23 protein-coding genes and 1 pseudogene are annotated in these 25,740 nt (G+C 69.0%); 12 read left to right on the top strand and 12 right to left on the bottom strand.

Features of this window, described 5'->3' with window-relative positions; translation table 11 throughout:
* Positions 1-116 precede the first annotated feature (116 nt).
* Positions 117-737 carry a DUF1134 domain-containing protein gene (locus tag AC3A3G_RS10205; RefSeq protein ID WP_200168252.1) on the top strand — a complete coding sequence of 207 codons (621 nt, stop codon included), beginning with the start codon at positions 117-119 and terminating at the stop codon, positions 735-737.
* An 83-nt stretch (positions 738-820) separates the two neighbouring features.
* Here AC3A3G_RS10205 and AC3A3G_RS10210 read toward each other — a convergent pair whose 3' ends face one another.
* From AC3A3G_RS10210 to glmS, 4 genes are all read right to left on the bottom strand, one after another.
* Entirely contained in the window at positions 821-1,699 is an 879-nt protein-coding gene (locus tag AC3A3G_RS10210; RefSeq protein WP_487488113.1) for a Rossmann-fold NAD(P)-binding domain-containing protein, read from the bottom strand.
* Positions 1,700-1,713: 14 nt separating this feature from the next.
* A complete protein-coding gene (locus tag AC3A3G_RS10215; protein WP_487488114.1) occupies positions 1,714-2,946 on the bottom strand; it encodes an NAD-dependent epimerase/dehydratase family protein in 1,233 nt (410 codons plus the stop codon).
* A 495-nt stretch (positions 2,947-3,441) separates the two neighbouring features.
* The gene (galU, locus tag AC3A3G_RS10220) at positions 3,442-4,320 is read right to left on the bottom strand and encodes a UTP--glucose-1-phosphate uridylyltransferase GalU (protein ID WP_487488115.1); all 879 of its coding nucleotides are present in this window, start codon (positions 4,318-4,320) and stop codon (positions 3,442-3,444) included.
* A gap of 104 nt (positions 4,321-4,424) precedes the next feature.
* Entirely contained in the window at positions 4,425-6,239 is a 1,815-nt protein-coding gene (glmS, locus tag AC3A3G_RS10225) for a glutamine--fructose-6-phosphate transaminase (isomerizing) (protein WP_487488116.1), read from the bottom strand.
* Positions 6,240-6,422: 183 nt separating this feature from the next.
* Here glmS and glmM point away from each other — a divergent pair, with 183 nt between their 5' ends.
* The 3 genes from glmM (at position 6,423) to AC3A3G_RS10240 (ending at position 9,080) form a co-directional block, all read left to right on the top strand.
* Positions 6,423-7,772: a phosphoglucosamine mutase gene (glmM, locus tag AC3A3G_RS10230; RefSeq protein ID WP_487488117.1), complete on the top strand. Its 1,350-nt coding sequence runs from the start codon at positions 6,423-6,425 to the stop codon at positions 7,770-7,772.
* Positions 7,773-7,779: 7 nt separating this feature from the next.
* Positions 7,780-8,718, top strand: a complete 939-nt coding sequence (locus tag AC3A3G_RS10235; protein WP_487488118.1) for a hypothetical protein — start codon at positions 7,780-7,782, stop codon at positions 8,716-8,718.
* 86 nt (positions 8,719-8,804) lie between these two features.
* Positions 8,805-9,080, top strand: coding sequence for a hypothetical protein (locus AC3A3G_RS10240; RefSeq protein ID WP_487488119.1), 276 nt, complete (start codon positions 8,805-8,807; stop codon positions 9,078-9,080).
* A 12-nt stretch (positions 9,081-9,092) separates the two neighbouring features.
* On the opposite strand, the gene AC3A3G_RS10245 is transcribed toward AC3A3G_RS10240, so the two are convergent.
* The 3 genes from AC3A3G_RS10245 to AC3A3G_RS10255 form a co-directional block, all read right to left on the bottom strand.
* The gene (locus tag AC3A3G_RS10245) at positions 9,093-10,379 is read right to left on the bottom strand and encodes a cystathionine gamma-synthase family protein (protein WP_487488120.1); all 1,287 of its coding nucleotides are present in this window, start codon (positions 10,377-10,379) and stop codon (positions 9,093-9,095) included.
* Positions 10,380-10,498: 119 nt separating this feature from the next.
* On the bottom strand, positions 10,499-11,809 hold the full coding sequence (locus AC3A3G_RS10250; protein WP_487488121.1) for an FAD/NAD(P)-binding protein: 1,311 nt from the start codon (positions 11,807-11,809) through the stop codon (positions 10,499-10,501).
* Between the two features lie 43 nt (positions 11,810-11,852).
* Positions 11,853-13,352: a phosphomannomutase/phosphoglucomutase gene (locus AC3A3G_RS10255; protein ID WP_487488122.1), complete on the bottom strand. Its 1,500-nt coding sequence runs from the start codon at positions 13,350-13,352 to the stop codon at positions 11,853-11,855.
* 210 nt (positions 13,353-13,562) lie between these two features.
* On the opposite strand from AC3A3G_RS10255, the gene gpmA reads away from it, so the two are divergent.
* From gpmA to AC3A3G_RS10270, 3 genes are all read left to right on the top strand, one after another.
* Positions 13,563-14,288: a 2,3-diphosphoglycerate-dependent phosphoglycerate mutase gene (gene gpmA, locus AC3A3G_RS10260; protein ID WP_200168638.1), complete on the top strand. Its 726-nt coding sequence runs from the start codon at positions 13,563-13,565 to the stop codon at positions 14,286-14,288.
* On the top strand, positions 14,285-14,914 hold the full coding sequence (locus AC3A3G_RS10265) for a bifunctional diaminohydroxyphosphoribosylaminopyrimidine deaminase/5-amino-6-(5-phosphoribosylamino)uracil reductase RibD (RefSeq protein WP_200168639.1): 630 nt from the start codon (positions 14,285-14,287) through the stop codon (positions 14,912-14,914). The genes gpmA and AC3A3G_RS10265 overlap by 4 nt, the downstream gene beginning before the upstream one ends.
* Before the next feature lie 85 nt (positions 14,915-14,999).
* Positions 15,000-16,271, top strand: coding sequence for a pentapeptide repeat-containing protein (locus tag AC3A3G_RS10270; RefSeq protein ID WP_487488123.1), 1,272 nt, complete (start codon positions 15,000-15,002; stop codon positions 16,269-16,271).
* 68 nt (positions 16,272-16,339) lie between these two features.
* Here the strand turns inward: AC3A3G_RS10270 and AC3A3G_RS10275 are convergent, their stop codons facing one another.
* Entirely contained in the window at positions 16,340-16,819 is a 480-nt protein-coding gene (locus tag AC3A3G_RS10275; RefSeq protein WP_088410663.1) for an Hsp20 family protein, read from the bottom strand.
* 264 nt (positions 16,820-17,083) lie between these two features.
* On the opposite strand from AC3A3G_RS10275, the gene AC3A3G_RS10280 reads away from it, so the two are divergent.
* The 3 genes from AC3A3G_RS10280 (at position 17,084) to AC3A3G_RS10290 (ending at position 19,917) form a co-directional block, all read left to right on the top strand.
* A complete protein-coding gene (locus AC3A3G_RS10280; protein ID WP_412876693.1) occupies positions 17,084-17,884 on the top strand; it encodes a class I SAM-dependent methyltransferase in 801 nt (266 codons plus the stop codon).
* 93 nt (positions 17,885-17,977) lie between these two features.
* Positions 17,978-18,889 (top strand): class I SAM-dependent methyltransferase, encoded by a 912-nt coding sequence (locus AC3A3G_RS10285; protein ID WP_200216151.1) that lies wholly within the window; start codon positions 17,978-17,980, stop codon positions 18,887-18,889.
* Entirely contained in the window at positions 18,886-19,917 is a 1,032-nt protein-coding gene (locus AC3A3G_RS10290) for an alpha/beta fold hydrolase (RefSeq protein WP_200168644.1), read from the top strand. The genes AC3A3G_RS10285 and AC3A3G_RS10290 overlap by 4 nt, the downstream gene beginning before the upstream one ends.
* Positions 19,918-19,921: 4 nt before the next feature.
* Here AC3A3G_RS10290 and hisN read toward each other — a convergent pair whose 3' ends face one another.
* Together hisN and AC3A3G_RS10300 are read right to left on the bottom strand one after the other, a co-directional pair.
* Positions 19,922-20,704, bottom strand: coding sequence for a histidinol-phosphatase (gene hisN / locus AC3A3G_RS10295; protein ID WP_487488124.1), 783 nt, complete (start codon positions 20,702-20,704; stop codon positions 19,922-19,924).
* Positions 20,705-20,815: 111 nt separating this feature from the next.
* A pseudogene (locus tag AC3A3G_RS10300) lies at positions 20,816-21,031 on the bottom strand (helix-turn-helix domain-containing protein); the annotation flags it as partial.
* 167 nt (positions 21,032-21,198) lie between these two features.
* Here AC3A3G_RS10300 and AC3A3G_RS10305 point away from each other — a divergent pair.
* Complete coding sequence (locus AC3A3G_RS10305) at positions 21,199-21,456, top strand: GlsB/YeaQ/YmgE family stress response membrane protein (RefSeq protein ID WP_125899443.1); 258 nt, start codon at positions 21,199-21,201, stop codon at positions 21,454-21,456.
* Positions 21,457-21,526: 70 nt separating this feature from the next.
* Here the strand turns inward: AC3A3G_RS10305 and AC3A3G_RS10310 are convergent, their stop codons facing one another.
* On the bottom strand, positions 21,527-21,985 hold the full coding sequence (locus AC3A3G_RS10310; protein ID WP_487488125.1) for a superoxide dismutase: 459 nt from the start codon (positions 21,983-21,985) through the stop codon (positions 21,527-21,529).
* A 130-nt stretch (positions 21,986-22,115) separates the two neighbouring features.
* Here AC3A3G_RS10310 and AC3A3G_RS10315 point away from each other — a divergent pair, with 130 nt between their 5' ends.
* Positions 22,116-23,780 carry a phosphatidylglycerol lysyltransferase domain-containing protein gene (locus AC3A3G_RS10315; protein ID WP_487488126.1) on the top strand — a complete coding sequence of 555 codons (1,665 nt, stop codon included), beginning with the start codon at positions 22,116-22,118 and terminating at the stop codon, positions 23,778-23,780.
* A gap of 84 nt (positions 23,781-23,864) precedes the next feature.
* Here AC3A3G_RS10315 and typA read toward each other — a convergent pair whose 3' ends face one another.
* On the bottom strand, positions 23,865-25,697 hold the full coding sequence (gene typA / locus AC3A3G_RS10320) for a translational GTPase TypA (protein WP_200168672.1): 1,833 nt from the start codon (positions 25,695-25,697) through the stop codon (positions 23,865-23,867).
* Positions 25,698-25,740: the final 43 nt, after the last annotated feature.

Genomic DNA, 25,740 nt, shown 5'->3' on the forward strand with positions numbered 1-25,740 from the left:
TCTGCGGCCAAGCAATCTTCGGTTAACCTTAAAGCCCCAAGGCTGCCGTAAAAGGCAGGGACGGTAGGCCAAGCCCGCGACGACGGGCGGACCGTCCTTAGCCGGGAGCCTCGACCATGCACCGCCGTCAACTGATCCGCACCAGCCTCGGCCTCGCCGCCGCCGGCGCCCTGCCCGCCGGTCTCGGCGCCTGCGCCAGCCGCCCGCCCGCCGATCCCAACTATCCGATCGCTTCGGATCAGAACGCCCAGGCCTATACGTTCGACGAGCTGGTCGCCGCCGGTTCGCGCGAGCTGGGCATCGCCGCCGAGACCGTGGGCGGCGCCATCGAGCGCATCTTCGCCGAACAGGGCGACCGCCCCACCGCCTATATCGCGGGCGAGGAAGGCGCGGGCGCCGTCGTCGCCGGTCTGCGTTATGGTCGCGGCGCCCTGCACATGAAGGATCTGTCCGCCTCGCAGGAGGTGTTCTGGCAGGGCGCCTCTATCGGTTGGGACTGGGGCGGCAACGCCAGCCGGGTCTTCACCCTGGTCTACGGCCTGTTCCATCCCGACATGCTCTATCGCCGCTATCCGGGGGTCGAGGGCTCGGCCTATCTGGTCGCCGGCCTGGGCGTGAACTATCAGCGCGCGGACGGCATCGTCCTGGCCCCGATCCGCACCGGCGTCGGCGTGCGTCTGGGCGCCAACGTCGGCACCATGAGCTACAGCCGCCAGCGCAACATCCTGCCTTTCTAGGTTCGCTATGCTCGGGTCGCGGACCCTCGCGGCTTGAGCGAAAAAATAGGCGCGTCGATTTCGGTCGGCGCGCCTTTCGCATGTCAGGGCGCTTCCTCGGCGAGGATGGCCTCCAGCCCCTCGCGGTAGGAGGGGTAGCGGGGACGCCAGCCCAGTTCGGCCTTGGCGCGGGCGTTGGAGACGCGCTTGGAGTCCAGGTAGAAGCGGCGCATGGCGTCGCTGACCTCGGGGTCGGTCCAGTCGACTTCGGGCGGGCGCGGCAGACCCAGACGCTCGGCGGCCCAGGCGGTGACGACGTCGGCGGAGGTCGGCTCATCGTCGGTCAGGTTGTAGACCCCGCCGGGGCGAGGCCGGTCCATGGAGGCGAACAGGCCCGAGACGATGTCCTCGACATGGATGCGGTTGAACACCTGGCCGGGTTTTCTGACCAGCCGGGCGGTTCCGGCGCGCAGGCGGTCGAGGACGCTGCGGCCGGGGCCGTAGAAGCCGGGCAGGCGAAAGACCTGAAGCGTCAGCCCCATGCCCTGCGCCCCGTCCAGCCAGTCGCGCTCGACCCGGGCGCGGCGGGCGCCCTCCAGCGTGGCGGCGTTCAGCGGATCGCCCTCGAAGGCCCAGCCGCCCGCCCGGTCGCCATAGACGGCGGTGGAGGAGACATAGCCGATCCAGTCGGGCCAGGCGTCAGCGGCCAGGGGCGTCAGGGCGCGCAGGGCGGGGCAGCCGTGGGCGTCCGGCGGCGTGGTGATCAGCACGGCCTGAGCGGCAGTCAGGGCTGCGCCCAGGGCAAGGGCGTCGGCGGGATGGACCGGCGTGATCCCCTGCCCGGCCAGCGCCTGACGGGTTTCGGGACCGCGCGACGTGGCGAAGGCCCGGCCGCCGCGCCGCAGGGTCTCGCGCGCCGCCGCCTGTCCCAGATAGCCGCCGCCGAACACCAGCAGGGACGGGGCGGCGGCGGGTTCGGTCATCGGGCTTTGGTCTTTCAGGCGGACAGGACGCGAACGGGGGAAGGGGCGGAGGTCGTTTCAGCCTCGTCTCGCAGGGCTTCGGCGCGGCCGGCGTTCCACGCGGTGACGCAAGGGATCTTGGTCCGGTCGGCGCGGTTGGCGTAGCGGCGGGCGATGTCGGTCACATCGGCCATCAGACCTTCGGCCAGGGTGATCGGCTTCAGCCCCAGTTCGCGGAACTGGTCATTGGCGACGACCAGTTCGTTCTCGTCGGCCTCCTGACGCGGATTGGCGACGTTGTGGATTTCGGCGCCCGTCATCTCGGCCACCATCTGCGCCAGGTCGCGGACGCGGCGGCTCTCGGTCATCTGGTTGAGGATCTTGACCCGGTCGCCGCGCTTGGGCGGGTTCTTCAGCGCCAGCTCGACGCAGCGCACCGTGTCCTGGATGTGGATGAAGGCCCGCGTCTGGCCGCCCGAGCCGTGCACCGTCAGCGGATAGCCAAGCGCGCCCTGCATCAGGAAGCGGTTCAGCACCGTGCCGTAGTCGCCGTCGTAGTCGAAGCGGTTGATCAGGCGCTCGTCCTGGCGGGTCTCTTCGGTCTGAGCGCCCCAGACGATGCCCTGGTGCAGGTCGGTGATCCGCAGCCCGTCGTTCTTGGCGTAGAACTGGAACAGCAGGGCGTCCTGCGTCTTGGTCATGTGATAGATGCTGCCGGGGTTCGGCGGGAACAGGATTTCCTGCTCGGTCGGGCCGTGGTCGGTGTCGACCGTGACCTTCAGATAACCCTCGGGGATGCGCAGGCCCGCCGTGGTGTAGCCGTAGACCCCCATGGTCCCCAGATGGGCCAGGTGGACGTCCCGCCCGCTTTCGACGATGGCGGCCAGCAGGTGGTTGGTGGCGTTCAGATTGTTGTCGACGGTGTAGAGCTTGTGCCGCGCCGACTTCATCGAATAGGGGGCGGCCCGCTGTTCGGCGAAGTGGACCACGCTGTCGGGCGCCCAGTCGTGGATCAGGGCGACCAGACGGTCGAACTCCTTGCCGACGGTCAGATTGACGAAGTCGATGGTGCGGCCCGAGACCTCCTTCCACGCGGCGATGCGCTCGCCCATGGTGCGGATCGGGGTCAGGGAGCGGATCTCCAGCTCGTTGTCGATGTTGCGGCGGCTGAGGTTGTCGACGACCAGCACGTCCCAGCCGCGCGCCGAGAGGTGCAGGGCCGTGGGCCAGCCGCAGAAGCCGTCGCCGCCCAGAATCATCACGCGCATCAGTCGAACCTCGTTTTCAGCACTCTAACCTGCCTAGCCGAACGCGCGAGGGGACGAAAGCGTGGCGTGAGACGCTCGGCGAAAGCGACGCAGGGCGGAAAAACAGAGTCCAATTTGTCTGAATCGTCTGAACTCGGACGAGTTGTCGGGGCTGACCGGCGATGATGAAGCGGCAGGCGAGCAAGGCGGGCTGAAGCCGGTCTGCAGCGATCGAGGCTTTGAAATAAAAGCGATTTTTGACGTTCGTTATGCTGGCGTCCGACGTCCTTCTCCCCTTGTGGGAGAAGGTGGCAGGCGAAGCCTGACGGATGAGGGGTGGCGACATCGCGTTTGCCTTGCCTGCGCTGTCCCGCCTCGTTGCTTAGAAGGGCCCGCTCACACCCCTCATCCGAGCACCTGCGGCGCCCACCTTCTCCCACAAGGGGAGAAGGATTTGAGCGTGTCGCCGCGCTGGCGGCTTGAGCGCTTCACGATCACAAAAGAGGAGAAGGGAGGTTACAACAGGCTTTCGATGGCCTTGCGGGCGGCGTCGCCGAGGTCGGGGCGCTTCAGGGCCAGGGCGACGTTGGCGCGCAGCAGGCCGATCTTGTCGCCGCAGTCGTGGGTCACGCCCTCATACTCATATGCGGTGAAGGTTTGCGTCTTCATCAGCCGGTCCATGGCGTCGGTCAGCTGGATCTCGCCGCCGGCGCCGCGCTCCTGCGTTTCCAGCAGGTCGAAGATTTCCGGCTGCAGGATGTAGCGGCCCGAGATCGACATGTTCGAGGGCGCCGTGCCCTGGGCGGGCTTTTCGATCATGCCCTTCATGCCGTAGCGGCGGCCGTTCTGGGACGAGGGATCGATGATGCCGTATTTATGGGTGTCGGCCTCGGGCACGGCCTCGACGCCGATGACGTTGTCGCCGACCTCGGCATAGAGCTCGGCCAGCTGCTTCAGGGCGCCGGGCTGAGAATCCACGATGACGTCAGGCAGGATGACGGCGAAGGGCTCGTGGCCGATGATGTCGCGGGCGCACCAGACGGCGTGGCCCAGGCCCTTGGGCTGCATCTGGCGGGTGAAGCTCATCTCGCCGGCCTGGGCCAGTTCGGCGTTCATGATCTCCAGTATCTCGGTCTTGCCCTTGGCCAGGAGCTGGGCCTCAAGCTCGATCTGGTGGTCGAAATAGTCCTCGATCGCCTGTTTGGCGCGGCCGGTGACGAAGACGATGTGCTCGATCCCCGCCTCGCGCGCCTCTTCCACGATGTAGGAGAGGATCGGTCGGTCGACGACGTTCAGCAGCTCCTTCGGCGTGGTCTTGGTGCCGGGCAGAACCCGCGTGCCGAGACCGGCTACGGGCAGGACCGCCTTGCGCAGGCGGGCGGGGGAGGTCGTCATGGATCGTCCTGATCAGCCTTGGGTCGCCTGTCATAGGCGTAATCGGGGCAGGGGCCAAACGCAGGCTTTGATCCTTCTCCCACAAGGGGAGAAGGACGCTCAGGTCACTCCACCGTCACCGACTTGGCCAGGTTGCGCGGCTGGTCGACGTCCGTGCCCTTCTGTACGGCGGTGTAATAGGCCAGCAGTTGCATCGGCACGGCGTAGACCAGGGGCGAGATCAGGGCGGGGCAGTCCGGCGCATGGACGCGACGGATGCCGGCGCCGTGCGGGTCGGGCGCCTTTTCCGGAGCGATCATGATGACCGGGCCGCCGCGCGCGGCCACTTCCTGAAGATTGGAGGCGGTCTTTTCGAACAGGTCGTCCAGCGGGGCCAGGGCCACGGTCGGGGTCGCCTCGTCGATCAGGGCGATGGGGCCGTGCTTCAGCTCGCCGGCGGCATAGCCCTCGGCGTGGATGTAGCTGATCTCCTTCAGCTTCAGCGCGCCTTCCATGGCCAGCGGGAACATCGGGCCGCGGCCCAGGAACAGCACGTCCCGTGCCTTGGCCAGGTCGAGCGTCAGGGCGTGGATGCCCGCATCCATCTGCAGGGCCTCGGCGATCAGGCGCGGGGCCTCGAACAGGGCCTTGACCAGCTCGGCTTCCTGGGCGGGGTCGATCTTGCCCCGCGCCACGCCCGCCGCGACCGCCAGCGACAGCAGGGCCGCGACCTGGGCGGTGAAGGCCTTGGTCGAGGCGACGCCGATTTCCGGCCCCGCATGGGTCGGCCACAGGACTTCGGCCTCGCGCGCCATGGAAGAGGTGTGGACGTTGACCACGGCGGCGGTCTTCAGCCCCTGCGCCTTGCACCAGGTCAGGCTGGCCAGGGTGTCGGCGGTCTCGCCCGACTGGCTGACGGCGACGGCCAGCGTCCCCTTGCTCACGGCCGGATGGCGATAGCGGAACTCCGAGGCGATCTCGACGTCGCAGGGCAGGCCCGCATAGCGTTCAAAGGCGTACTTGCCGATCTGGCCGGCGTAGAAGGCGGTGCCGCAGGCGACGATCTGGATGCGCTCGATCGCGGCGAAGTCGACGGCCTGGACCTTGGCTTTGCCGGAGACCAGGTCGAGGTATTCCGACAGCGTGTGCTGGACGCTGTCAGGCTGTTCGTGGATCTCTTTTTCCATGAAGTGGCGGTACTCGCCCTTCTCGACCAGGGCAGAGGAGGCGGAGACCTGAACCACGGCGCGGTCGGCCGGGCGGCCCGAGGCGTCGAACATGCGCGCGCCGGTGCGGGTCACGGCGACGTAGTCGCCTTCTTCCAGATAGGAGATCTTCTGGGTGAAGGGGCCGACGGCCAAGGCGTCCGAGCCCAGATACATCTCGCCCTCGCCCCAGCCGACAACCAGAGGGCTGCCGCGACGCGCGCCCAGGATCAGCTCGTCCTCGCCCTCGATCAGGACGGCGAGGGCATAGGCGCCGGTCAGGCGGTCGAGGGTGGCCTTGAAGGCGTCCAGCGGGGCCAGGCCCGCCGCCAGCTTGTGATCCAGCAGATGAGCCACGACCTCGGTGTCGGTCTGGCTTTCGAAGACGCGGCCCTCGGCCTCCATCTCAGCCTTCAGCTCGGCGAAATTCTCGATGATGCCGTTGTGGACCAGGCAGACGCGACCGGCCTTGTGCGGGTGGGCGTTGGTCGTGGTCGGGGCGCCGTGGGTGGCCCAGCGGGTGTGGCCGACGCCGACGGTCCCGGCGATCGGGTCGGCGGCCAGCACGGCCTCCAGCTCGCGGATCTTGCCCGTGGCGCGACGGCGCTCGACGCCGCCGTCGTTCTGCACGGCGATGCCGGCCGAGTCATAGCCCCGGTACTCCAGCCGCTTCAGGCTGTCGATCAGGCGAGGGACGACGGGGCCGGTTCCGGTGACGCCGATGATGCCGCACATGAGGTCTGCTCCGATCGGATGCGGCCGACGCTTTTTGCGCAGGGCCGCGAAATTGAGGTAAGCGAGAGGGTTCAGCCTCCGCCCTTGATCTCCGCTCTAGGAAATCGCGGGGGCGACGACATCAAAAAATGGGTTTCGGAAGGTTTCTTTGCAATTCCGGGGCCGCCAGCGAAGGACGGCCTCTTGGGCGAGAGAAAATACTTCGGCACCGATGGCATTCGCGGCCGGGCCAACATCCATCCGATGACGGCCGAGGTGGCTCTGCGCGTCGGCCTGGCCGCCGGGCGGCTGTTCCGCACCGACGACGACCGCCGCCATCTGGTGGTGATCGGCAAGGACACCCGTCTGTCCGGCTATATGATCGAGCCGGCGCTCGTCGCGGGTCTGGCCTCGGTCGGTATGGACGTGCGGACGTTCGGGCCGCTGCCGACGCCGGGCGTGGCCATGATGACCCGCTCGATGCGGGCCGATCTGGGCATCATGATCTCGGCCTCGCACAATGACTATGCGGACAACGGCATCAAGCTGTTCGGGCCGGACGGCTACAAGCTGTCGGATGAGATCGAGCTGAAGATCGAGGCCATGATGGACGGGGCTCTGGATCAGGATCTGGCGCCGTCGAACAAGCTGGGCCGGGTCAAGCGCATCGACGACGCCCCGCCGCGCTATATCGAGATCGCCAAACAGGCCTTCCCCAAGCGGCTCAGCCTGAAGGGCCTGCGCATCGCCATCGACTGCGCCAACGGCGCGGGCTACCGCGTGGCGCCGACGACGCTCTATGAGCTGGGCGCCGAGGTCTTTCCTGTAGGCGTCGAGCCGAACGGTCTGAACATCAACGCCGAATGCGGCTCGACCCATCCCGAGGCTGTGTCCGAGGCGGTGAAGCGCTATCGCTGCGACATCGGCATCGCCCTGGACGGCGACGCCGACCGGGTCATCATCTGCGACGAGAAGGGCCATGTGGTCGACGGCGATCAGATCATGGCCCTGATCGGGCTGGACTGGGCCAAGCGCGGGCGGCTGAACGGCAACGGCGTGGTCGCCACCGTCATGTCCAATCTGGGCCTGGAGCGCCGTCTGAAGGCCGAGGGCCTGACGCTGGAGCGCACCAAGGTCGGCGACCGCTACGTCATGGAGCGGATGCGCGAGGGCGGCTTCAACATCGGCGGCGAACAGTCGGGCCACATCATCCTGAAGGATCACGCCACGACCGGCGACGGCCTGATGGCGGCGCTGCAGGTGCTGGCCGTGCTGGTCGAGGCGGGCGCGCCGATGAGCGAGCTGGCGCGCCAGTTCGAGCCGGTGCCGCAACTGCTGCAGAACGTCCGCTACACCGCCGGAAAGCCGCTGGAGGACGCCAAGGTCAAGGCGGCCATGGCTGAGGCCGAGGCGGCGCTGAACGGCTCGGGCCGCCTGCTGGTCCGGCCGTCGGGCACGGAGAAGCTGATCCGCGTCATGGCCGAGGGCGACGACGAGGCCCTGGTCAAGCGCGTGGTCAACGAGGTCGCCGAGGCGGTGAAGGCGGCGGGCTAGTACGGCTATGACGCAGGGGGGCGGCGAAGACGGTCTGAAGCAGCGGATCCGCTTTCGCCGCGAACAGCTCGGGCGACGCCTGCGGGCGGGCTGGGAGCAGTTCTGGTTCCGCGCCTTCAAGACGCGCAACGCCGCCGTCCTGTTCGCGCTGGGCGCTTTCGCCGGTTTCGGCGACTTCATCGGTCCGTTCACGGATCATCTGTTTCAAGGCCCGATCTGGTCCGTGCTGGGTTGGATGTTCAAAGGCGTGGCCTTCACCTTGGCGGTGATCGGACTGATCGGACTGGCGCGCGCCCTCATTCGTCGTCTGCGCCCGGCGGCGGACGACTATGAGTTGAGGCCCGTCCGGCCGGTGGCGTCCGTCTCGGGTCTGGAAGGATCGCACGACGTGATCCAGCCCGTGACCGGGGCCAACGGGCCGGTGGCGCTCAACATGGGCGTCGACGCTCAGCTGGATCAGGGGCGTCATGGGGTGGTTCTGCTGAAGCCGCCTTACAGTTGGCCGCACGAACTGGCGCAGGCGGCGCGGCTGGCCGAACAGGCGATGAATCCCCTGGTCGTCAATGAGCAGAAGCTGGGCCTGCGGACCGAGATCGACAGCGGCTTCGTTCAGGGCGACGCGCCTGTGCGGCTGCAGAAGACGACCTATTTCTTCGACCGGACAACCAATGAGGTGCTGCGGTCCGACGTCTATGCCAAGGCGCGCAACCGGCGGGTCTGGGCGGGTCGGGACCATTTCCTCTGCGATGACGAGCTGATCCGGCTGGAGCAGGCGTCGGCGTCGAACCAACTGGGCGGGTCGACGATCATGATCGACCAGTCGGGCATGGCTTATCTGACCCGACAAGCCGCCACCAGCGCGGAAAGCTCGGGCTTGCTGGCGCCGACCGGGTCGGGTTCGTTCGACCTGGCGCGTTATCAGAAGCTGGCCGTTCGCCCGGCCTGACCTTTCAGGAATTCTGCCGTCGCGAGATCGAGCGCGAGCTGTTTGAAGAGACGGACTGCGTCTTCAGCGCGGCGGAGCTGAAGACCGTGCTGGTGGGCTTCGGCCGCTATCTCTACCGCGGGGGCAAGCCTGAGGTCTTTGCGGTCACGGCCCTGCGGCGGCCGGTCGCCGACATCCGGGTGTCGCGACAGGAGCGGCTGTGGACGGAAGGGCATGAAGCCCTTCCGCTGGATCAGCTGATCGCCTGGGACGCGGGGCGGCTGGCGCAGGTGTCGGCGCCCCTGGCCGCAAATGTGGTGTTGCTGCAGCGGTTCATGGCCTCGGATCAGTCCGCCGAGCTGAAGGCTTTTCTGGCGGACTGATCCTTGAGACGGTCAGGCGGCGGACAGGGCCTGATCCAGGTCGGCCCACAGGTCGTCGACGTTCTCGATGCCGACCGACAGACGCACCAGATTGTCGCCGATGCCGCTGCGGGCCTTGGCTTCGGGCGTATAGTCCGAATGGGTCATGCTGGAGGGGTGGGACGCCAGGCTCTCGGCGCCGCCCAGGCTGACGGCCAGCTTGAACAGGCGCAGCGCGTTCAGCATACGGAAGGCCTCGGCTTCGCCGCCGGGCAGTTCGAGCGAGAAGGTCGAGCCGGAGCCCTTGCACTGGGCCTCGAAGATCGCCTGCTGTTCGGGCGAGGCGTCCGGCCCTCCGGCGGTCAGGACGGCGCTGACGCGCGGATCGGCGCGCAGCCGCTCGGCCAGGATCAGGGCGTTGTCCTGCGCCCGCTCCATGCGGATGTGCAGGGTCTCCAGACTGCGCAGCAGCAGCCAGGCGGTATGCGGATCGGCGGTGGTGCCGCAGATGGTCCGCATCTCGCCGACGCGGGCCATGATGTCGGCCCCGCCCATGCAGCCGCCCGCGATCAGGTCCGAATGGCCGCCGACGTATTTGGTCAGGGAATAGAGGACGAGGTCGGCGCCCAGCTCCAGCGGGCTCTGCCACAGGGGGCCGAGGAAGGTGTTGTCGACGGCGACGGCGGGCGCTTCGGCCTGATCCAGCGTCTTGGCGGCGGCGACCGCGCGGGCGATGTCGACCAGTTGGTTGGTCGGGTTGGCGGGGGTCTCCAGATAGACGGCGGCCAGGCGCCCACCCGTCGTTTTCGCCTCGGCGGCCGCTGCGATCATGGCTGCGTCCAGGGCGTCGGCGCCCTCGGCGGCGGGGACGCTGATCGCCTTGACGCCGTAGCGGGGCAGGATGCGGTCGAACAGGTATTCGGTGCCGCCATAGGCCGGGGCCGTATAGAGGATGACGTCGCCGGGCCGCACCAAGGCCAGCATGGCGGTCGAGATGGCGGCCATGCCGCTGGAGAAGACCAGGGCCTTGTCGGCCTTGTCCCAGACGGCCAGGCGGTCCTCGAGGATCTCCAGGTTCGGATTGTTGATGCGCGAATAGATCAGGCCCAGGGCCTCGTCCGGGTCGCGCTGGCGCAGGCCATAGGCGACCTCGAAGAAGCGTTTGCCGTCCTCGGCCGATTTGAAGACGAAGGTCGAGGCCTGGAACAGCGGCGCCTTGATCGCGCCCTCCGACAGGGCCGGATCATAGCCGTAGCCCATCATCAGGGTTTCGGGCGCGAGGGTGCGATCCCCAAGTACGCGGGTGCGGTGACGGTTCATTTTTGTGTTTCCTCTCCTGAGACGGTGATAGCCGACCCGCCAAAGGCCCGCCAGACGCTAAGTCTCGAGAAGGAAGTCGCCAACCCTTGGAAATTCCGACCGCGTTTGAATGGCGTGCGTCAACGGGCGAGGGCGCGGGCCAGGGCCTCGATGCGCTGGCGAATGTCCGGGACGGCGATGGTTTCCCAGAAGGCCGCGCGGGCGGGCGGGCCGAGGACGAACAGGGCGGGATCCGCGGCGCCGTCGCCGTGCAGCACGCGTCCCTCGGCGTCGAGGTCGAGACCCAGATCGACTGCGTCGAGGCGGGCGCGGCCTTCGGCGATCAGGGCGGCCGTCAGGGGCGCGCGGGCGGCGTCGTGGCCGGGGCCGGTGCAGTCGATCAGCCAGGCGGCGGGGAAGGCTTGAGTTTCGCCGTTCCGTGTGCGGACGGCCAGGGTCGCGCCCCGGTCATCGACCTTCGTCGTCTGGGCGCGGCCCGCGACGACGGTCAGGCGGTTCGCCGCCGTCAGCGTCTCCAGCACGGCGGCGATCTCGGGCGCGATGCGGTGGCGATGGACGTCCCACCAGGAGCGCAGATGGCGCAGGAAGCGGGCGCGTTCGGCGGTCGTCGCCGCGCCCCACAGCGCGGCGGTGAGGGGGCGATAGCCTTCCATGACGCGGCGCCAGCCGTGGTCGCGGGCCAGGCGCCGCACTGAGGTCAGGCGACGGGACAGGGCGCCGGTCAGCGCTTCGGGCGGAAGGTCGATCGGGGCGTCGTGATGGGCGCCGTGGGCCTGCGGCAGCAGGCCGCGCCGCGACACGACCGTCGCCCGGCCGCGCCAGCCCTGGGCCTGAAGCGCCAGGACGACATCGACCATGGTCAGGCCGGAGCCGAGGATCAGCACGTCGTCGTCGGGGGCGATCGCGGCCAGGGCGTCGGGCCGCCAGGGATCGGCGACGCGGCGGGGGCCTTCGCCCGCGACGGCGGGGCGGGGCGGCGGGTTGCCGGTGGCGAGCACCACGGCGCGGCCGGGGATGCGGGCGGTGTTGGCGAGGATGACGGTCTCGCCTTCGATGCGGACGGCCTCGCCCCTGATGTGGCGGATCAGGCCGGGATGGGCGGCCTCCGCCTCGGCCAGGCGGGCCTGCACATAGAGGCCGTAGAGACGGCGCGGGGCGAAGCCGTTCGGATCGGCGAAGGCGGGGGCGTGGAGCGCCAGCCAGTCGGTGAAGTCGGCGGGCCGGTCGGGGCGGGCGCTCATCCGCTCGGCGCGGACGTTCAGCCGGTGGTCGTCCAGCGGCGTGGAATAGGCGACGCCGAGGCCGACCTGTTCGCCGCGCTCGATCAGGACCGAGGCCTGGCCCCGTTCGGCCAGGCGTGCAGCCAGCATGGCGCCGGAGAACCCGCCGCCGACGATGACTACGGGGAGGGAGGCGGCGGCGTCGTTCATGGAACAAGCATCGTCCACGACGCCGCCGCCGGTCAAACCGGAATCAGATTTCCTGGTTGAAGGCGCCGATTTCCGGGTGGGCGGCCAGGCGGGGCTTCACTTCCTTGCGGAACAGGTCGCGCATGTCGTCGGCGGAGCGCATGCTTTCGACCACCACGACCAGTTCGGGCTTGTTGGAGGAGGCGCGGACCAGCACCCAGGAGCCGTCCTCCAGGTGGACGCGCACGCCGTTGACGGTGATGGTCTCGACGATCTTGCGGCCGAGGATTTCGCCGCCGGAGGCCGCCAGTTCCTCGTATTCCTTCACGATCCTGGCCAGGACGTCGTACTTCAGCTCGTCGTCGCAGTGCGGCGACATGGTCAGGCTGGTCCAGGCGTCGGGCAGGGCGGTCTTCAGTTCCGACAGGCTCTTGCCGGGGTTGCGGTCCAGCATGGCCAGCACCGCGCCCGCCGCCACCAGGCCGTCGTCATAGCCGTGGCCCAGATCGCCCGACAGGAAGAAGTGGCCCGACTTCTCGAACCCGGCCAGGGCGCCCAGCTCGGCGGTCTTGCGCTTGATGTAGGAGTGGCCGGTCTTCCAGTAGACGGTAGTCGCGCCGTTGGCCTTCAGCACTTCGTCGGTCTTGTAGAGGCCGGTCGACTTCACATCGACGACGAAGGTGGCGTTCGGATGGAGGGCCGACAGGTCGCGGGCCAGCATCAGGCCGATCTTGTCGGCGAAGATCTCCTCGCCCGTGTCGTCGACCACGCCGCAGCGGTCGCCGTCGCCGTCGAAGCCCAGAGCCAGGTCGGCGCCCGTCTCCTTCACCTTGGCCGCCATCTGCACCAGCATGGCGTGATCTTCCGGATTCGGATTGTGTTTGGGGAAGGTGTAGTCGAGGTCGGTGTCCATCTCGATCACCTCGGCGCCCATCAGGCGCAGCACCTCGGGCGCGAAGGCCCCGGCTGTGCCGTTGCCGCAGGCGGCCACGACCTTCAGCGGGCGGGACAGCTTCACCTTGGAGGCCACGTCCTTGATGTAGGTCTCGCGGAAGCCCTCGACGCGTTCCAGCTTGCCGCCGGGGCGGGCGACGCCCTGGCCGTTCAGGACGATCTCCTTCAGGCGGCCCATTTCGTCGGGACCGAAGGTCAGGGGGGCCTGGGCGCCCATCTTCACGCCGGTCCAGCCGTTCTCATTGTGGCTGGCCGTGACCATGGCGACGCAGGGGCAGTCCAGCGCGAACTGAGCGTAATAGGCCATCGGCGACAGGGCCAGGCCGATGTCCAGCACCTCCATGCCGCCTTCCAGCAGGCCCAGGATCAGCGCCTGTTTCACCGACAGGGAATAGCCGCGGAAGTCGTGGCCGACGGCGATCTTCGGCGTCTGGCCGATTTCGTGTACATAGGTGGCCAGGCCGAGGCCCAGCGCCTGGATGCCCAGCAGGTTGATCTCTTTTTCCAGAATCCAGCGGGCGTCGTATTCGCGAAAGCCGGTCGGCTTGACCAGGGGCAGGGTTTCATACTCCGCAGTGTTGGGGCGGATGTCCTGACGGGGCTTTTGCATGGGTCTTCCTGATGGTGACGTCTTGAAGGGCGCGGGGCCGAAGTTCGACGCGGCCGTATAACGCGCTCTCCGGCAAGAGGCCACAACACTTGACCGTTGTTATCGCTGCGCTGCGTCATTGGATGATTTCAGCGAGCGGTGAAACCTTGACCGCCCCCGCGTCAGGGGCCTAGCGAGGAGCCTAGATACGGATGTTTCCCGGAGACCCTGATGACCCGCCTGATCCTGCTGCGCCACGGCCAGAGCCAATGGAACCTGGAAAACCGCTTCACCGGCTGGGTCGACGTCGACCTGACGGCTGAGGGCGAGGCCCAGGCCCGGCGCGGCGGCGAGCTGATCGCCGAGGCGGGTTTCAAGCCTGCGGTCATGTTCACCTCGGTGCTGAAGCGGGCCAAGCGCACCGGCGCCCTGGCGCTGGATTCGGCGGGCCTGAAGGAGGTGCCGGTGATCGAGGACTGGCGCCTGAACGAGCGCCACTACGGCGGCCTGACCGGGTTGGACAAGGCCGAGACGGCGGCCAAGCACGGCGAGGACCAGGTCAAGGTCTGGCGCCGCAGCTATGACGTGCCGCCGCCGCCGCTGGCGCCGGGCGGCGAGTTCGATTTCGACGCTGACCCTCGCTACGCCGGCAAGGCCATCCCGGACACCGAGAGCCTGAAGACCACGCTGGACCGGGTGCAGCCTTATTGGGACGCCGAGATCGCTCCGCGCCTGAAGGCCGGCGAGGACGTGCTGATCGCCGCTCACGGCAATTCTCTGCGCGCTATCGTCAAGCTGTTGTTCGCCGTGCCGGACGACAAGATCGTCGACGTCGAGATCCCCACCGGCAACCCGCTGGAGATCGACCTGGACGCCGACCTGAAGCCGGTCGCCGCCCGCTATCTGGACGAGGGGCGGGCGCAGGCCCTGCCCCCAATCGCGAGAGTGATCGCGTGAGCGGGCCGGCGCAAGACGCCGTCTTCATGCGGCGGGCCATTGATCTGGCCCTCAGCCGCATGGGCGAGACCTGGCCCAATCCGGCGGTCGGCTGCGTCCTGGTCAAGGACGGGGTCGTGCTGGCCGAGGCGGCGACGGCGCCGGGCGGCCGACCCCACGCCGAGGAGCAGGCCGTGCCCGAGGCGGGCGAGGCCGTGAAGGGCGCGACCGCCTATGTGACGCTGGAGCCGTGCGGCGCCCGCTCGTCGGGGCGCAAGTCCTGCGCTCACTTCCTGGCGGAGGCCGGGGTCGAGCGGGTGGTGATCGCCGCCCTGGACCCTTCGCCCTTCGCCTCGGGCCGGGGCACGGAGCGGCTGCGCCAGTCGGGCCTGACGGTTGAGACGGGTCTGTTGTGCGAAGAGGCCTCGGTGCTGAGCGAAGGCTTCCTGCACCGTCTGGAGACGGGCCGCCCGATGGTGCGCGTCAGCCTCGACGGGGCGGGCTTCGACGGCCGCTTCGCCGCTTCCGCGCGCGCCGATCTGACGACCGAGCTGAACCGGCTGGGCGAAGCGGGCTACACCCGTCTGTGGACCCAGGAGGGCGAACTGGCCGAAGCCCTGCGCGACCAGGGCCTGCTGACGGAGTAGAACGCGGCGACGGCGGGCGGGAACGACGCGAAAATGGTTGTTTCCGCAAAGCTTCCTTAATCCGCCGTAAGCCATGATCGCCCCCATGAGCGAGGCCGTCGAACCCGTCCGCAGGAAGCTGACCCAGGAAGAGGTCGACGCCGTCTGCCTGAAGCACGACCGCCTGTGGCAGGCGCGGCCGGGCGGGGCGCGGGCGGTCTTCGCCTGGATGGATCTGTCGGGCGTGTCCTTGCGCGGCCGCAACCTGGCCGACGCCGACTTCACGGCGGCTTGCCTGATCGGCTGCGACCTGACGGGCGCCAAGCTGGACAACGCCAACTTCTTCGGCGCGGACATGCAGGACGCGACCCTGATCGACGCCAGCATGCGGCGGGCCGATCTGCGCGGGGCCTGCCTGCGCGGCGCCGACCTGTCGGGGGCTGACCTGTTCGAGGCCGACCTGCGCGAAGGGACCATCGCCGCCAAGGACGCCAAGCTGGGCTTCCGCGTGGTTGAGGCGCGCAAGCGCGCCGACACCCAGGCGCAGGGCGCTGTGCTGGCGGGCGCCAATCTGCAGCGCTCGCACATGACCGGCGTTGTCGCCGTGGCCGCTGATTTCACCGACGCCGTCATGAAGGACTGCAAGCTGGTCCGGGCCAATCTGAAGCAGGCCAGCTTCCGCGGCGCCGATCTGGCCGGAGCCGACCTGTCGGGCGCGGATCTGTCGGGGGCGGACCTCAGCGACGCCGTCCTGGTGGGGGTCAAGGCCGCCATGTGGCGGACGGACGGGGCCAATATGGACGGCGCCCTGGTGGACAACCGCCCGGCGGGCGAGCCGGTCAGCCAGATGCCCGCCGCCGAAATGCTGCGCGATCACGCCCAATGGTGCGAGACGGGCGGGGCCGAGGGCCAGCCCTCGGTGTTCGACGGGGTGGATCTGCGGCCGCTGGTCACCATTCGCGGGCTGAACCTTACGGCCCTGTCGGCCAAGGGGGCGGTCTTCTACGGCCTGGACATGGAGGGGGTGCAGCTTCAGGGCGCGCAGCTGGAGGGCGCGGACCTGCGCTCGGCCAATCTGCGCCGGGCCGATCTGCGCGGCGCGCGGCTGACGCGGGCGCGGCTGAACGGGTCGGACCTGCGCGAGGCCCAGCTGGGGCCGTTGATGCTGGCGGCGGATCGCCTGCTGCCCGCCGACCTGACCGGGGCGATCCTGCGCGGCGCCGACCTGACGGGAGCGGACCTGCGCCGGGCCGTGATGGTCGACGCCGATCTGAGCCGGGCGACCCTGCACGGCGCCCAGACCAAGCAGGCCGACTTCACCGGCGCCCAGACGAGCGGCGCGCGCGGGCTGGACCCGGCGGACCTGCACGCGGCCTAGGGAGCGCGCACGAAAAAGGGGCGACGCGAACGCCGCCCCTTCGACTTTTCAGTCAGCCGTGAGGTCTTTTAAGCCGCCTTCTTGGCCTTGGTCTCGACCTTGCCTTCGATCAGGGTCGAGCCGGTGGCGATCTCGATGCTGCGGGGTTTGAGGGCCTCGGGCAGTTCGCGCTTCAGCTCGACGGTGAGCAGGCCGTTGGCCAGGGCCGCGCCCTTGACCACCACATAGTCGGCCAGCTGGAAGCGGCGCTCGAAGTCGCGCTCGGCCAGGCCGCGATGCAGGAAGGTGCGGGCGGATGCGCCGTCGTCGTTGGCCGCCTTCTTGCCGGTGACGGTCAGAAGGTTCTCCTTCGCCTCGATGTTCAGCTCATCGGCCGAGAAGCCGGCGACGGCGATCTCGATGCGATAGGCGTCCTCGCCGGTCGTCTCGATGTTGTAGGGGGGCCAGCCGTTTTCCTGGCTGGAGCGCGCGGCGCTTTCCAACTGGCGGGCCAGGCGGTCGAAACCGACGGCGGAACGGTACAGCGGCGAGAAATCATAGGTACGCATGGGTCATCCTTCTGACATTCAGCAAGGTTGAGCCGCCCGGCGATTTGGCCCCGGACGACGGAGGGTTTCAGTCCCGGCGGTCCGAAATCGGCCCCGTCAGGTCTGGAGAGCCCGGGATCGGCGCTCTCGGATGAAGAGGTAGGAGGCCGTTTTCCGAGCGCAAGGGGCGCGCGAAATCGTCGCTTTCGGCCTCTGCGCCTTGCCGTGGCCGCGAAGCGCCGTAAGGGTTTACCCTTCCTCGTCCAGGATCGACCGGAGCCCGCCATGCGAACCTTCGCCCTCAGCGCCGTCGCGGCGTGTCTGCTCGCCTCGCCCGCCCTCGCCCAATCGGGCCCGCCGGAGGCTGCGTCGCTGCCGCACCGCCAGGGCCTGTCGATGGAGATGCCGAGCTTCTCCGAGGATGCGGCGCTTCAGGCGGCCGTGGCCGCGACGACCCGGCCCGAGGCCGACCGCGCCCGCGACGGCGAGCGTCATCCGTTCGAGACTCTGACCTTCTGGGGGCTGCAACCCGGCCTGACGGTGGTGGAGATCGAGCCGGGCCGCGCCGGCTGGTGGCGCAACATTCTGGAGCCCTATGCGGCGGCGACCGGCGGGCGCTACGTCCCGGTCAATCGCCCGACCGAGGGCATGGGCGTCGCCGACGGGACGGCGGACATGGTCGTGGTGGCCCGCGCCTTCCACAACTGGTCGCGCGACGGCCGGGCCGAGCCCTATCTGGCGGCCTTCTTCACGGCGCTGAAGCCCGGCGGCGTGCTGGCGGTCGAGCAGCACCGCGCGGCCGAGGGCCTGAACGTGACGGAGACGGCGCCGAACGGCTATGTGCCCGAGAGCTGGGTCATCCACGCCGCCCGCCGCGCCGGTTTCGAGCTGGAGGCTCGCAGCGAGCTGAACGCCAACCCCAAGGACGACCGCGACCACCCGTTCGGGGTTTGGACGCTGAAGCCTACGCGCACCTCGGAACGCGACGGCCGGACCTTGACGGCGGATGAGCGCGCGGCGCTGGACGCCATCGGCGAGAGCGACCGAATGACCCTGCGTTTCCGCAAGCCCTACGCGGCGGACTGACGGCCCGATGACAATGCAGTGCGTGGTTTTGACGCTGGCGCAGAAGCGCCTTAAGCCCCAAGCGAAGACATCCGGCGGCGAGAGGAAGCGCGCATGACAGAACGATCGACGCGGCGATCCGTCCTGACCGGCGCCGGCGCCCTGGCCCTGGTCGCGCCCCTGTTCGGCCTGGCCGCCTGCGGCCGCAAGGAAGAGGCGCAGACGCCCGCCGCCCCCGAAGCGCCCAAGGGCCCGCCCGAAGGCTCGCTGGAGTGGGCCGTCGCCGGGGCCTGGCGTCCGGCGGACGACAAGGCGCGCGACGCCTGGCGCCACCCGGTCGAGACCCTGCGGTTTTTCGGCCTGCAGCCGAAGATGACGGTGGTCGACTTCTGGCCCGGCAGCGGCTGGTACGCCGAAATCCTGGCCCCCTATCTGAACAAGGGCGGCGGCGCCCTCTATCTGGCGGGCTTCGTCGAGGGGCCGAACGCCGACCCGGCCCAGGTCGCCATCAACAACGCCCTGAAGGCCCGCATCCTGGCCGACAAGAAGCTGTACGGCCCGGTGCAGTTCACCGCCTTCGGTCCCGGCTCGCCGCCGGTGGCCCCGGCGGGGACGGCCGACATGGTGCTGTTCATGCGCTACATCCAGGCCTGGATGGCGGCGGGGATCGCCGAAAAGGCCTTCGCCGACGCCTTCGCGGCCCTGCGCCCCGGCGGCATCCTGGGCATCGAACAGCATCGCCTTCAGCCGGACGAGGATCAGGATCCGGCCGCCGCCAACGGCTATGTGCAGGAGGCCTTCGTCAAGCAGTTGGCCCAGGAGGCCGGCTTCATCTTTGTCGAGGCGTCCGAGATCAACGCCAATCCGGCCGACACCAAGGACCATCCGTTCGGCGTCGAGACCCTGGCGCCGCGTCGCCTGACGGCGCCCCTGGGTCAACCCGCCGATCCCGAGTTCGATCGGGCGAAGTATGACGCCATCGGCGAAAGCGACCGCATGACGCTGAAGTTCAGGAAGCCCGAGTGAGCCGCACCGCCGCCTTCGCCGCCCATGCGCCCCTGATGGGAGTGCCCGGCGCCGCCAGCCCGCCGGGAGGCGAGGGCGACTGGTTCCGCGGGGCCGGCGGCCTGCGTCTGCGCGCCGGGTTCTGGACGCCCTCGACCCTGCAGGCCAAGACCCCGCGCGGGACGGTCGTCCTCAGCCCCGGCCGCACCGAGCCGATTGAGAAGTATTTCGAGCTGATCGGCAACTTCCTGGCGCGCGGCTTCTGCGTCCTGGCCCATGACTGGCGCGGTCAGGGGCTGTCGGCGCGGCTGCTGCCGGACCGCCTGCGCGGCCACGCCCGCGCGGTCGAGGAGTTTCTCGACGACTACGCCCGCCTGCTGGACGCCTATGAGGCGCGGGCGCCCAAGCCGTGGATCATGGTCGGCCACTCCATGGGCGGCGCCCTGAACCTGCTGACGCTGGAAGGCGATGAGACCCGCTTCGCCGGGGCCGTCCTGTCCAGCCCCATGCTGCGCATCAAGACCGGCAAGCGGTCGATGTGGACGGTCAAGCTGGCGGTGCGCTGGGCCCTGCGCCACGGCAAGGCCGGGGACTATGTGCTGGACGACCCGGACGATCCCTTCGACCACACCTTCGAGAAGGACGGCCTGACCTCGGATCAGGCGCGCTACGACCTGTGGCGGCAGCAGCTCTACGCCTGCCCGCACCTGGCTATCGGCGGCCCGACCTGGGGCTGGCTGGCCTTCGCCCTGGATGCGGGCGAGCGGGCGCTGAAGCCCCGCGCGCTCAAGAGCGTGAAGATCCCGGTCTGCGTGGTTCAGGCGGCCGAGGACGACAAGGTGTGGAAGCAGACCAACCGCTGGGCGGCCCGGCGCATGGGGCGCGGCCGCTATGTCGAGGTGCCGACCGCCAGGCATGAGGTCATCATGGAGGTCGACGACCTGCGCGGCGTCTTCCTGCACGAGTTCGACGCCCTGGCCGACTATGTGGCGCCCGGCGCCGCCTCGCCTTCGGCCTCTCCGGCCGCGCGGACCGCCGAACCGGCCTGATCCGTCAGGACAGGCCGAGCAGGGGCAGGGCTTGGATCGTCAGGCGCGCGTCGCCGACCGCCAGGACGCGGCCGTCGGCGTCGTGCGGCGCCGCGCCTCGCCAGTCGGTGAAGCGACCGCCTGCGGCCTCGACCAGGGGCTTGTGCGCCGACCAGTCCCAGACCTTCAGCTCGCTTTCGGCCACCAGGTCGATGCGCCCGGCCGCGACCATGGCGTAGGCGTAGCCGTCGCACCCCAGTCGGGCCAGGCGGGCCGAGGCGCGCAGGCGGTCCCAGGCGGCGCGGTCGGCGCCGACGAAGATCTCAGGGTCGGTGGTGGCGATCAGGGCCTGACCCAGATCGGGGCAGGCGCGGGTCTTCAGCGGGGTTTCGTGTCCGCCCTTCAGCAGGCGCGCGCCCGACGGGCCGCCCAGGAAGACTTCGTCCAGATAGGGTTGGCCCACGGCGCCGATCACGGGCGCGCCCTCGTGGCGAAGGGCGATCAGGGTGGTCCACAGGGGCAGGCCGGCGATGAAGGCGCGGGTGCCGTCGATGGGGTCCAGCACCCAGACATGGTCGGCGTCGGGGCGGTCCTCGCCGTATTCCTCGCCGATGACGCCGTGGTCGGGATAGCGGGCGGCGATCAGGCGACGGATGGCCGCCTCGGCGGCGCGGTCGGCCTCGGTGACGGGGTCGAAGGCGCCGGGGCCGCCCTTGTCTTCCTGCGTGAAGTCGCCGCGGAAGAAGGGCAGGGCGACGCGGGCCGCTTCATGCGACAGGGCGACGGCGAAGGATTCCAGCTCGGTCATGCCGGCGGGATACACCGTCCGACCGCCAGCGACGAGAGGGGTGGCGGTTCCGTCTCAGGCGGCGTTGAGCGTGGCGTGAGGGGCGGGTTGCTGCACGGGAACGGGATCGGCGGCCAGGCCGTCGTAGAAATAGGTGACCGGCGTCTCCAGCGCCTCGGCCAACTCCCACAGGCGAGCGGCGGACAGGCGGTTGGCGCCGCATTCGTATTTCTGGATCTGCTGGAAGCGGACGCCCACGCGATCGCCGAGCTGCTGCTGGGTCAGGCCCAGAAGACGACGACGACGACGCAGGCGGCGGCCCAGGTGCAGGTCGATCTCGGCGGCCATGAGGCTCTCCCGTCTCTCATGCTGTGCCGGTTCGGCACGCGACAGAAGGCTCCTCGCAAACGGCGTGCCGACTTCCCCTCAGCGGGGAAGACGCGACGGTCAAGGCAACCGCGAAGCCGGCCGCGCATTAACGGCCAAGGCAGAGAGCCTTTCAGGAAGGAAGAAGCATGGGTGGATTTGGATTTATCGCCTGGATCATCATCGGCATCGTCGCCGGATGGCTGGCGGAGAAGATCATGAAGCGGGAGCATGGCCTGCTGACCAATCTGATCGTCGGCGTCGTCGGCGCCCTGATCGGCGGGTTCCTGGCCAACAACCTCTTGGGCGTGGACGCCGCAGGCAACTGGATCGTCGGCATCATCGTCGCCACTATCGGCGCCGTGGTGCTGCTGTTCCTGCTGGGCCTCATCAAGCGCCGAGGCTGACGTCCTGCTTTAGGATGTAAAAAGGGGCGGCCCGCTAGGGACCGCCCCTTTTCTTCAGGTCGATGAACCCTTAGTGCGGTTCATCGCCATGCGGTTTGTCGCTGGTCGGCTCATCGGCCGGCGGCGCGTCAGCCGGAGGGGCGTCATCCGCTGCGTCCGGGGTCGGCTCAGCCGTGTCCGAGGCGATCGGAGCGGCCGACTGAATGTCCGAGGCGCTGGCGTCGACGACGATGTCGGCACCGTCCTGGCGAATGCCGGCCAGCGGCACGGGGCGGACCTGGCCATCGGCGGTGCGGACGGTCAGTTCCTGACCGTTGGCGCCGTTCTGGACGCCGACCAGTTTGCCGATCTCGGCGCCGTCGCTGCCCTTGACGGTCGAGCCCGGCGTGAGGGTCAAGCTCTGGGGTTGAGCCGCAGGCGCCTCAGCGGGGGCCGGTTCGGGCGTCTGGGGCGCGTCCTGGGCGAAGGCAGGGGCGGCGATGAACAGGGCGCCGGCGATGCCGGTCAGCAGGGCGGTCTTGCGGATCATGAGGAACTCCTGGAAGCGCGAGCCCGGCGCTCGCGAAAAAATGAACCCGCGTGATGGAGGTTGGTTTCGTCTGCCCTGAAATGACCTTCTACTCGCCCCAAACGACCGATTCTTGCTCTCTGGAGAGCGATTGACCAAATCGAGCGCAAAACACGACCCTTGGCGCATCACGCGGCGACTGGCGGGGCTGGCCTATGAGCTGACGCCGCAGATGTTCGCGGTCGCCACCTTCCTGCTGGGCGGGGTGATGCTGCTGTCGGCGGTGACGCCCGCCTTCAGCGACCGGCTCAGCGCGCTCGGGCGCTTCTATCCGCCGCTGCTGATCGACCTGTCCCATTTCGCAGCCAGCGTGACCGGCTTTGTCCTGCTGCTGATCTCGGCGGGGCTGTGGCGACGGCGGCGCGGCGCCTATTATGCCGCGCTGGCGGTCCTGATGGTCGGGGCGGTCTTCTCGCTGATGAAGGGGCTGGACTGGGAGGAGGCGATCGAGCTGACCCTGGCGGCGGCCCTGCTGACGCCGTGCCGGTCGGCCTTCAATCGTCGCTCGCGCCTGGGCGAGCCGCTGCGGCCGGGCTGGCTGCTGATGCTGGCGGCGGCGGTGGCGGCCATGCTGTGGCTGGGCCTCTTCGCCTATCGCGACACGGCCTATACCGACGAGCTGTGGTGGACCTTCCTGGTCGACAAGCAGGCCTCGGGCTTCCTGCGCGCCGGGGCGGTGCTGGCCCTGCTGACCCTGGCGGTCGGAGTGCGCTCCCTGTTGACGGCGCCGGGCGCCCGCAGTCACGGCCCCGCCGCGCCGGTCGATGTCGAGCGCGCCCGTCAGGCACTGGAGACGGCCGAGATCGCCACGCCCGAGGCGGGCCTGGCTCTGCTGGGCGACAAGGCCCTGTTGTTCAGCCCGTCAGGGCGCAGCTTCATCGCCTATCGCGTGCGCGGTCGACGCTGGATCGCCATGAGCGAACCGGCCGGGCTGAAGGAAGAGCGGCTGGAGCTTCTCTGGGCCTTCGCGGAGATGGCCGACAGCTATGGCGGGGCGGCGGTCTTCTATTCGGTGGGCGAAGGGCTGCTGGCCGACCTGGCGACGCTGGGCCTGGCCATGCGCAAGGTGGGCGAGGCCGCGGTGATCGACGCCGCCCATTTCACGACCGAGGGCAAGGGCAAGCAGAACCTGCGCACCGCCGTGAACCGGGCCGAGCGCGAGGGCGCCAGCTTCGAGGTGGTCCCGCCCGGCGCGGCGCGGGCGCTGGGGGCCGAGTTGCGCGCCGTGTCCGACGCCTGGCTCCAGCATCACAACGGCTCGGAGAAGGCTTTCTCCCTGGGCCGGTACGACCTCGACTATCTGGACCGCTCGCCGGTCGCCGTGGTGCGCGAGAACGGCCGCATCGTCGCCTTCGCCAATCTTCTGGTCGGGGCCGGCGGGCGCGAGGCGATGATCGACCTCATGCGTCATGATCCCGAGGGACCGCATGGGATCATGGACTATCTGTTCACCCGCACGGCCCAGTGGGCGCGTGAGCAGGGGATGGAGCGGCTGGACCTGGGCATGGCGCCCCTGTCGGGTCTGGAGGATCGCCGCATGGCGCCGGTCTTCGCCCGCGTCGGCGCCCTGGTGTTCGAGGAGGGGGGCGCCGTCTACGGCTTCCAGGGCCTGCGCGCCTACAAAGCCAAGTTCGGCCCCGTCTGGCGGCCCAAATTCATCGCCGCCCCGACGACCACGCCTCTGGCGCTGGCCCTGCTGGACGTGGCCTTGCTGACCAGCGGCGGCTGGCTGGGCCTGCTGGGGCTGAAGAAGTAGGGCGAAGTCCTTTCCCGCTGGGAGAGCGCGCACAAAAAAGGCGGCCCGCAGGGGCCGCCTTCTTCATTTCGGCTGGTCGCCGGATCAGTCGGCGCGGACGCGCTTCTTGCGGAAGGAGGGGTTCAGGATTTCCTTGCGCAGGCGGATCGACTTGGGCGTGACCTCGACCAGTTCGTCTTCCTCGATATAGGCGATGGCCTGTTCCAGGCTCATCTTGCGCGGCGGGGTCAGGCGCACGGCCTCGTCCTTGCCCGAGGCGCGGACGTTGGTCAGTTGCTTGCCCTTGATCGGGTTGACGTCCAGGTCGTCCCAGCGGCTGTTCTCGCCGATGATCATGCCCTGATAGGTCTTCTCGCCGGCGCCGACGAACATGACGCCGCGATCTTCGAGGTTCCACAGGGCGAAGGCGGCGGTGTCGCCGTCCGAGTTCGATACCAGAACGCCCTTCAGGCGGCCTTCGATGGCGCCCTTGTGCTCTTCATAGTGCGAGAACACGCGGTTCAGCACGCCCGAGCCGCGCGTGTCGGTCAGGAACTCGCCCTGATAGCCGATCAGCGAGCGCGACGGGCACTTCAGCTGGATGCGGGTCTTGCCGGCGCCCGAGGGGCCCATGTCGGTCAGTTCGGCCTTGCGGGCCGACAGCTTCTCGATGACCACGCCCGAGAATTCGTCGTCGACGTCGATCATGACGTCTTCGATCGGCTCAAGCTTCTGACCGTTCTCGTTGGTCTGATAGACCACGCGGGGACGCGAGATCGACAGTTCGAAGCCTTCGCGGCGCATGTTCTCGATCAGCACGCCCAGTTGCAGTTCGCCGCGGCCGGCGACTTCATAGGCGTCGGAGTCGGGAGTCTGGGTGATGCGGATGGCGACGTTGGCTTCGGCTTCCTTCAGCAGGCGGTCGCGGATGACGCGCGACTGCACCTTGTCGCCTTCGCGGCCGGCCAGCGGGCTGTCGTTGACGCCCACGGTCATCGAGATGGTCGGCGGGTCGATCGGCAGCGACGGCAGGGCCTCGGTCACTTCGAGGGCGCACAGGGTGTCGGCCACGGTGGCTTTCGACATGCCGGCGATGGCCACGATGTCCCCGGCCTCGACGCCGTCGTCGATCGGCTGACGCTTCAGGCCGCGGAAGGCCAGCACCTTGGTGATGCGGCCCTGTTCGATGGTCTTGCCGTCGCGCGACAGGGCCTTGATGGCCATGCCCGGAACCGCCTTGCCCGAGTGGATGCGGCCGGTCAGCAGACGGCCCAGGAAGGGATCGCTTTCGATCAGCACGTTCAGGATCTGGAACGGCTCGTTGACGCGCGCCTGGGCGGCCGGCGCCGGGACGTGGTCGACGATCAGGTCGTACAGCGGGTGCAGGTTCTCGCTCGGTTGAGCCAGGTCCAGCGTCGCCCAGCCCGAACGGCCCGAGGCGTAGATGACCGGGAAGTCCAGCTGCTCGTCATTGGCGCCTAGGGCGGCGAACAGGTCGAAGGTCTCGTTCAGAACGCGGTCCGGATCGGCGTGGGCGCGGTCGACCTTGTTGATGCAAAGGATGGGACGCAGGCCCATGCGCAGGGCCTTGGTCAGCACGAACTTGGTCTGCGGCATGACGCCTTCTTCGGCGTCGACCAGCAGGACGCAGCCGTCCACCATGCCCAGGATGCGCTCGACCTCGCCGCCGAAGTCGGCGTGGCCGGGGGTGTCGATGATGTTGATGCGGGTCTCGCCCGCCTTGCCGTTCCACAGCACCGACGTGCATTTGGCCAGAATGGTGATGCCGCGCTCGCGTTCCTGGTCGTTGGAGTCCATGGCGCGTTCCGTGGTCGCCTCATTGGCGCGGAACAGGCCCGACTGGGCGAGGAGGGCGTCAACCATGGTCGTCTTGCCATGGTCGACGTGGGCGATGATGGCGATGTTGCGCAGGTTCATTTCGGGCTCGGGCGGACTGTGTTCGGTCACGGATGGGCCGCGC

The organism is Brevundimonas sp. Soil_N_31 (assembly GCF_057655995.1).

Coding starts and splice junctions, on each gene's coding strand:
- AC3A3G_RS10250 (WP_487488121.1), bottom strand. CDS start 11,809: ATGAACGACGCCGCCGCCTCCCTCCCCGTAGTCATCGTCGGCGGCGGG.
- hisN (WP_487488124.1), bottom strand. CDS start 20,704: ATGACCGAGCTGGAATCCTTCGCCGTCGCCCTGTCGCATGAAGCGGCC.
- AC3A3G_RS10215 (WP_487488114.1), bottom strand. CDS start 2,946: ATGCGCGTGATGATTCTGGGCGGCGACGGCTTCTGCGGCTGGCCCACG.
- AC3A3G_RS10270 (WP_487488123.1), top strand. CDS start 15,000: ATGAGCGAGGCCGTCGAACCCGTCCGCAGGAAGCTGACCCAGGAAGAG.
- AC3A3G_RS10205 (WP_200168252.1), top strand. CDS start 117: ATGCACCGCCGTCAACTGATCCGCACCAGCCTCGGCCTCGCCGCCGCC.
- AC3A3G_RS10280 (WP_412876693.1), top strand. CDS start 17,084: ATGCGAACCTTCGCCCTCAGCGCCGTCGCGGCGTGTCTGCTCGCCTCG.
- AC3A3G_RS10275 (WP_088410663.1), bottom strand. CDS start 16,819: ATGCGTACCTATGATTTCTCGCCGCTGTACCGTTCCGCCGTCGGTTTC.
- gpmA (WP_200168638.1), top strand. CDS start 13,563: ATGACCCGCCTGATCCTGCTGCGCCACGGCCAGAGCCAATGGAACCTG.
- typA (WP_200168672.1), bottom strand. CDS start 25,697: ATGAACCTGCGCAACATCGCCATCATCGCCCACGTCGACCATGGCAAG.
- AC3A3G_RS10285 (WP_200216151.1), top strand. CDS start 17,978: ATGACAGAACGATCGACGCGGCGATCCGTCCTGACCGGCGCCGGCGCC.
- AC3A3G_RS10235 (WP_487488118.1), top strand. CDS start 7,780: ATGACGCAGGGGGGCGGCGAAGACGGTCTGAAGCAGCGGATCCGCTTT.
- AC3A3G_RS10245 (WP_487488120.1), bottom strand. CDS start 10,379: ATGAACCGTCACCGCACCCGCGTACTTGGGGATCGCACCCTCGCGCCC.
- AC3A3G_RS10305 (WP_125899443.1), top strand. CDS start 21,199: ATGGGTGGATTTGGATTTATCGCCTGGATCATCATCGGCATCGTCGCC.
- galU (WP_487488115.1), bottom strand. CDS start 4,320: ATGACGACCTCCCCCGCCCGCCTGCGCAAGGCGGTCCTGCCCGTAGCC.
- AC3A3G_RS10255 (WP_487488122.1), bottom strand. CDS start 13,352: ATGCAAAAGCCCCGTCAGGACATCCGCCCCAACACTGCGGAGTATGAA.
- AC3A3G_RS10310 (WP_487488125.1), bottom strand. CDS start 21,985: ATGATCCGCAAGACCGCCCTGCTGACCGGCATCGCCGGCGCCCTGTTC.
- AC3A3G_RS10210 (WP_487488113.1), bottom strand. CDS start 1,699: ATGACCGAACCCGCCGCCGCCCCGTCCCTGCTGGTGTTCGGCGGCGGC.
- glmS (WP_487488116.1), bottom strand. CDS start 6,239: ATGTGCGGCATCATCGGCGTCACCGGAACCGGCCCCGTCGTCCCTCGC.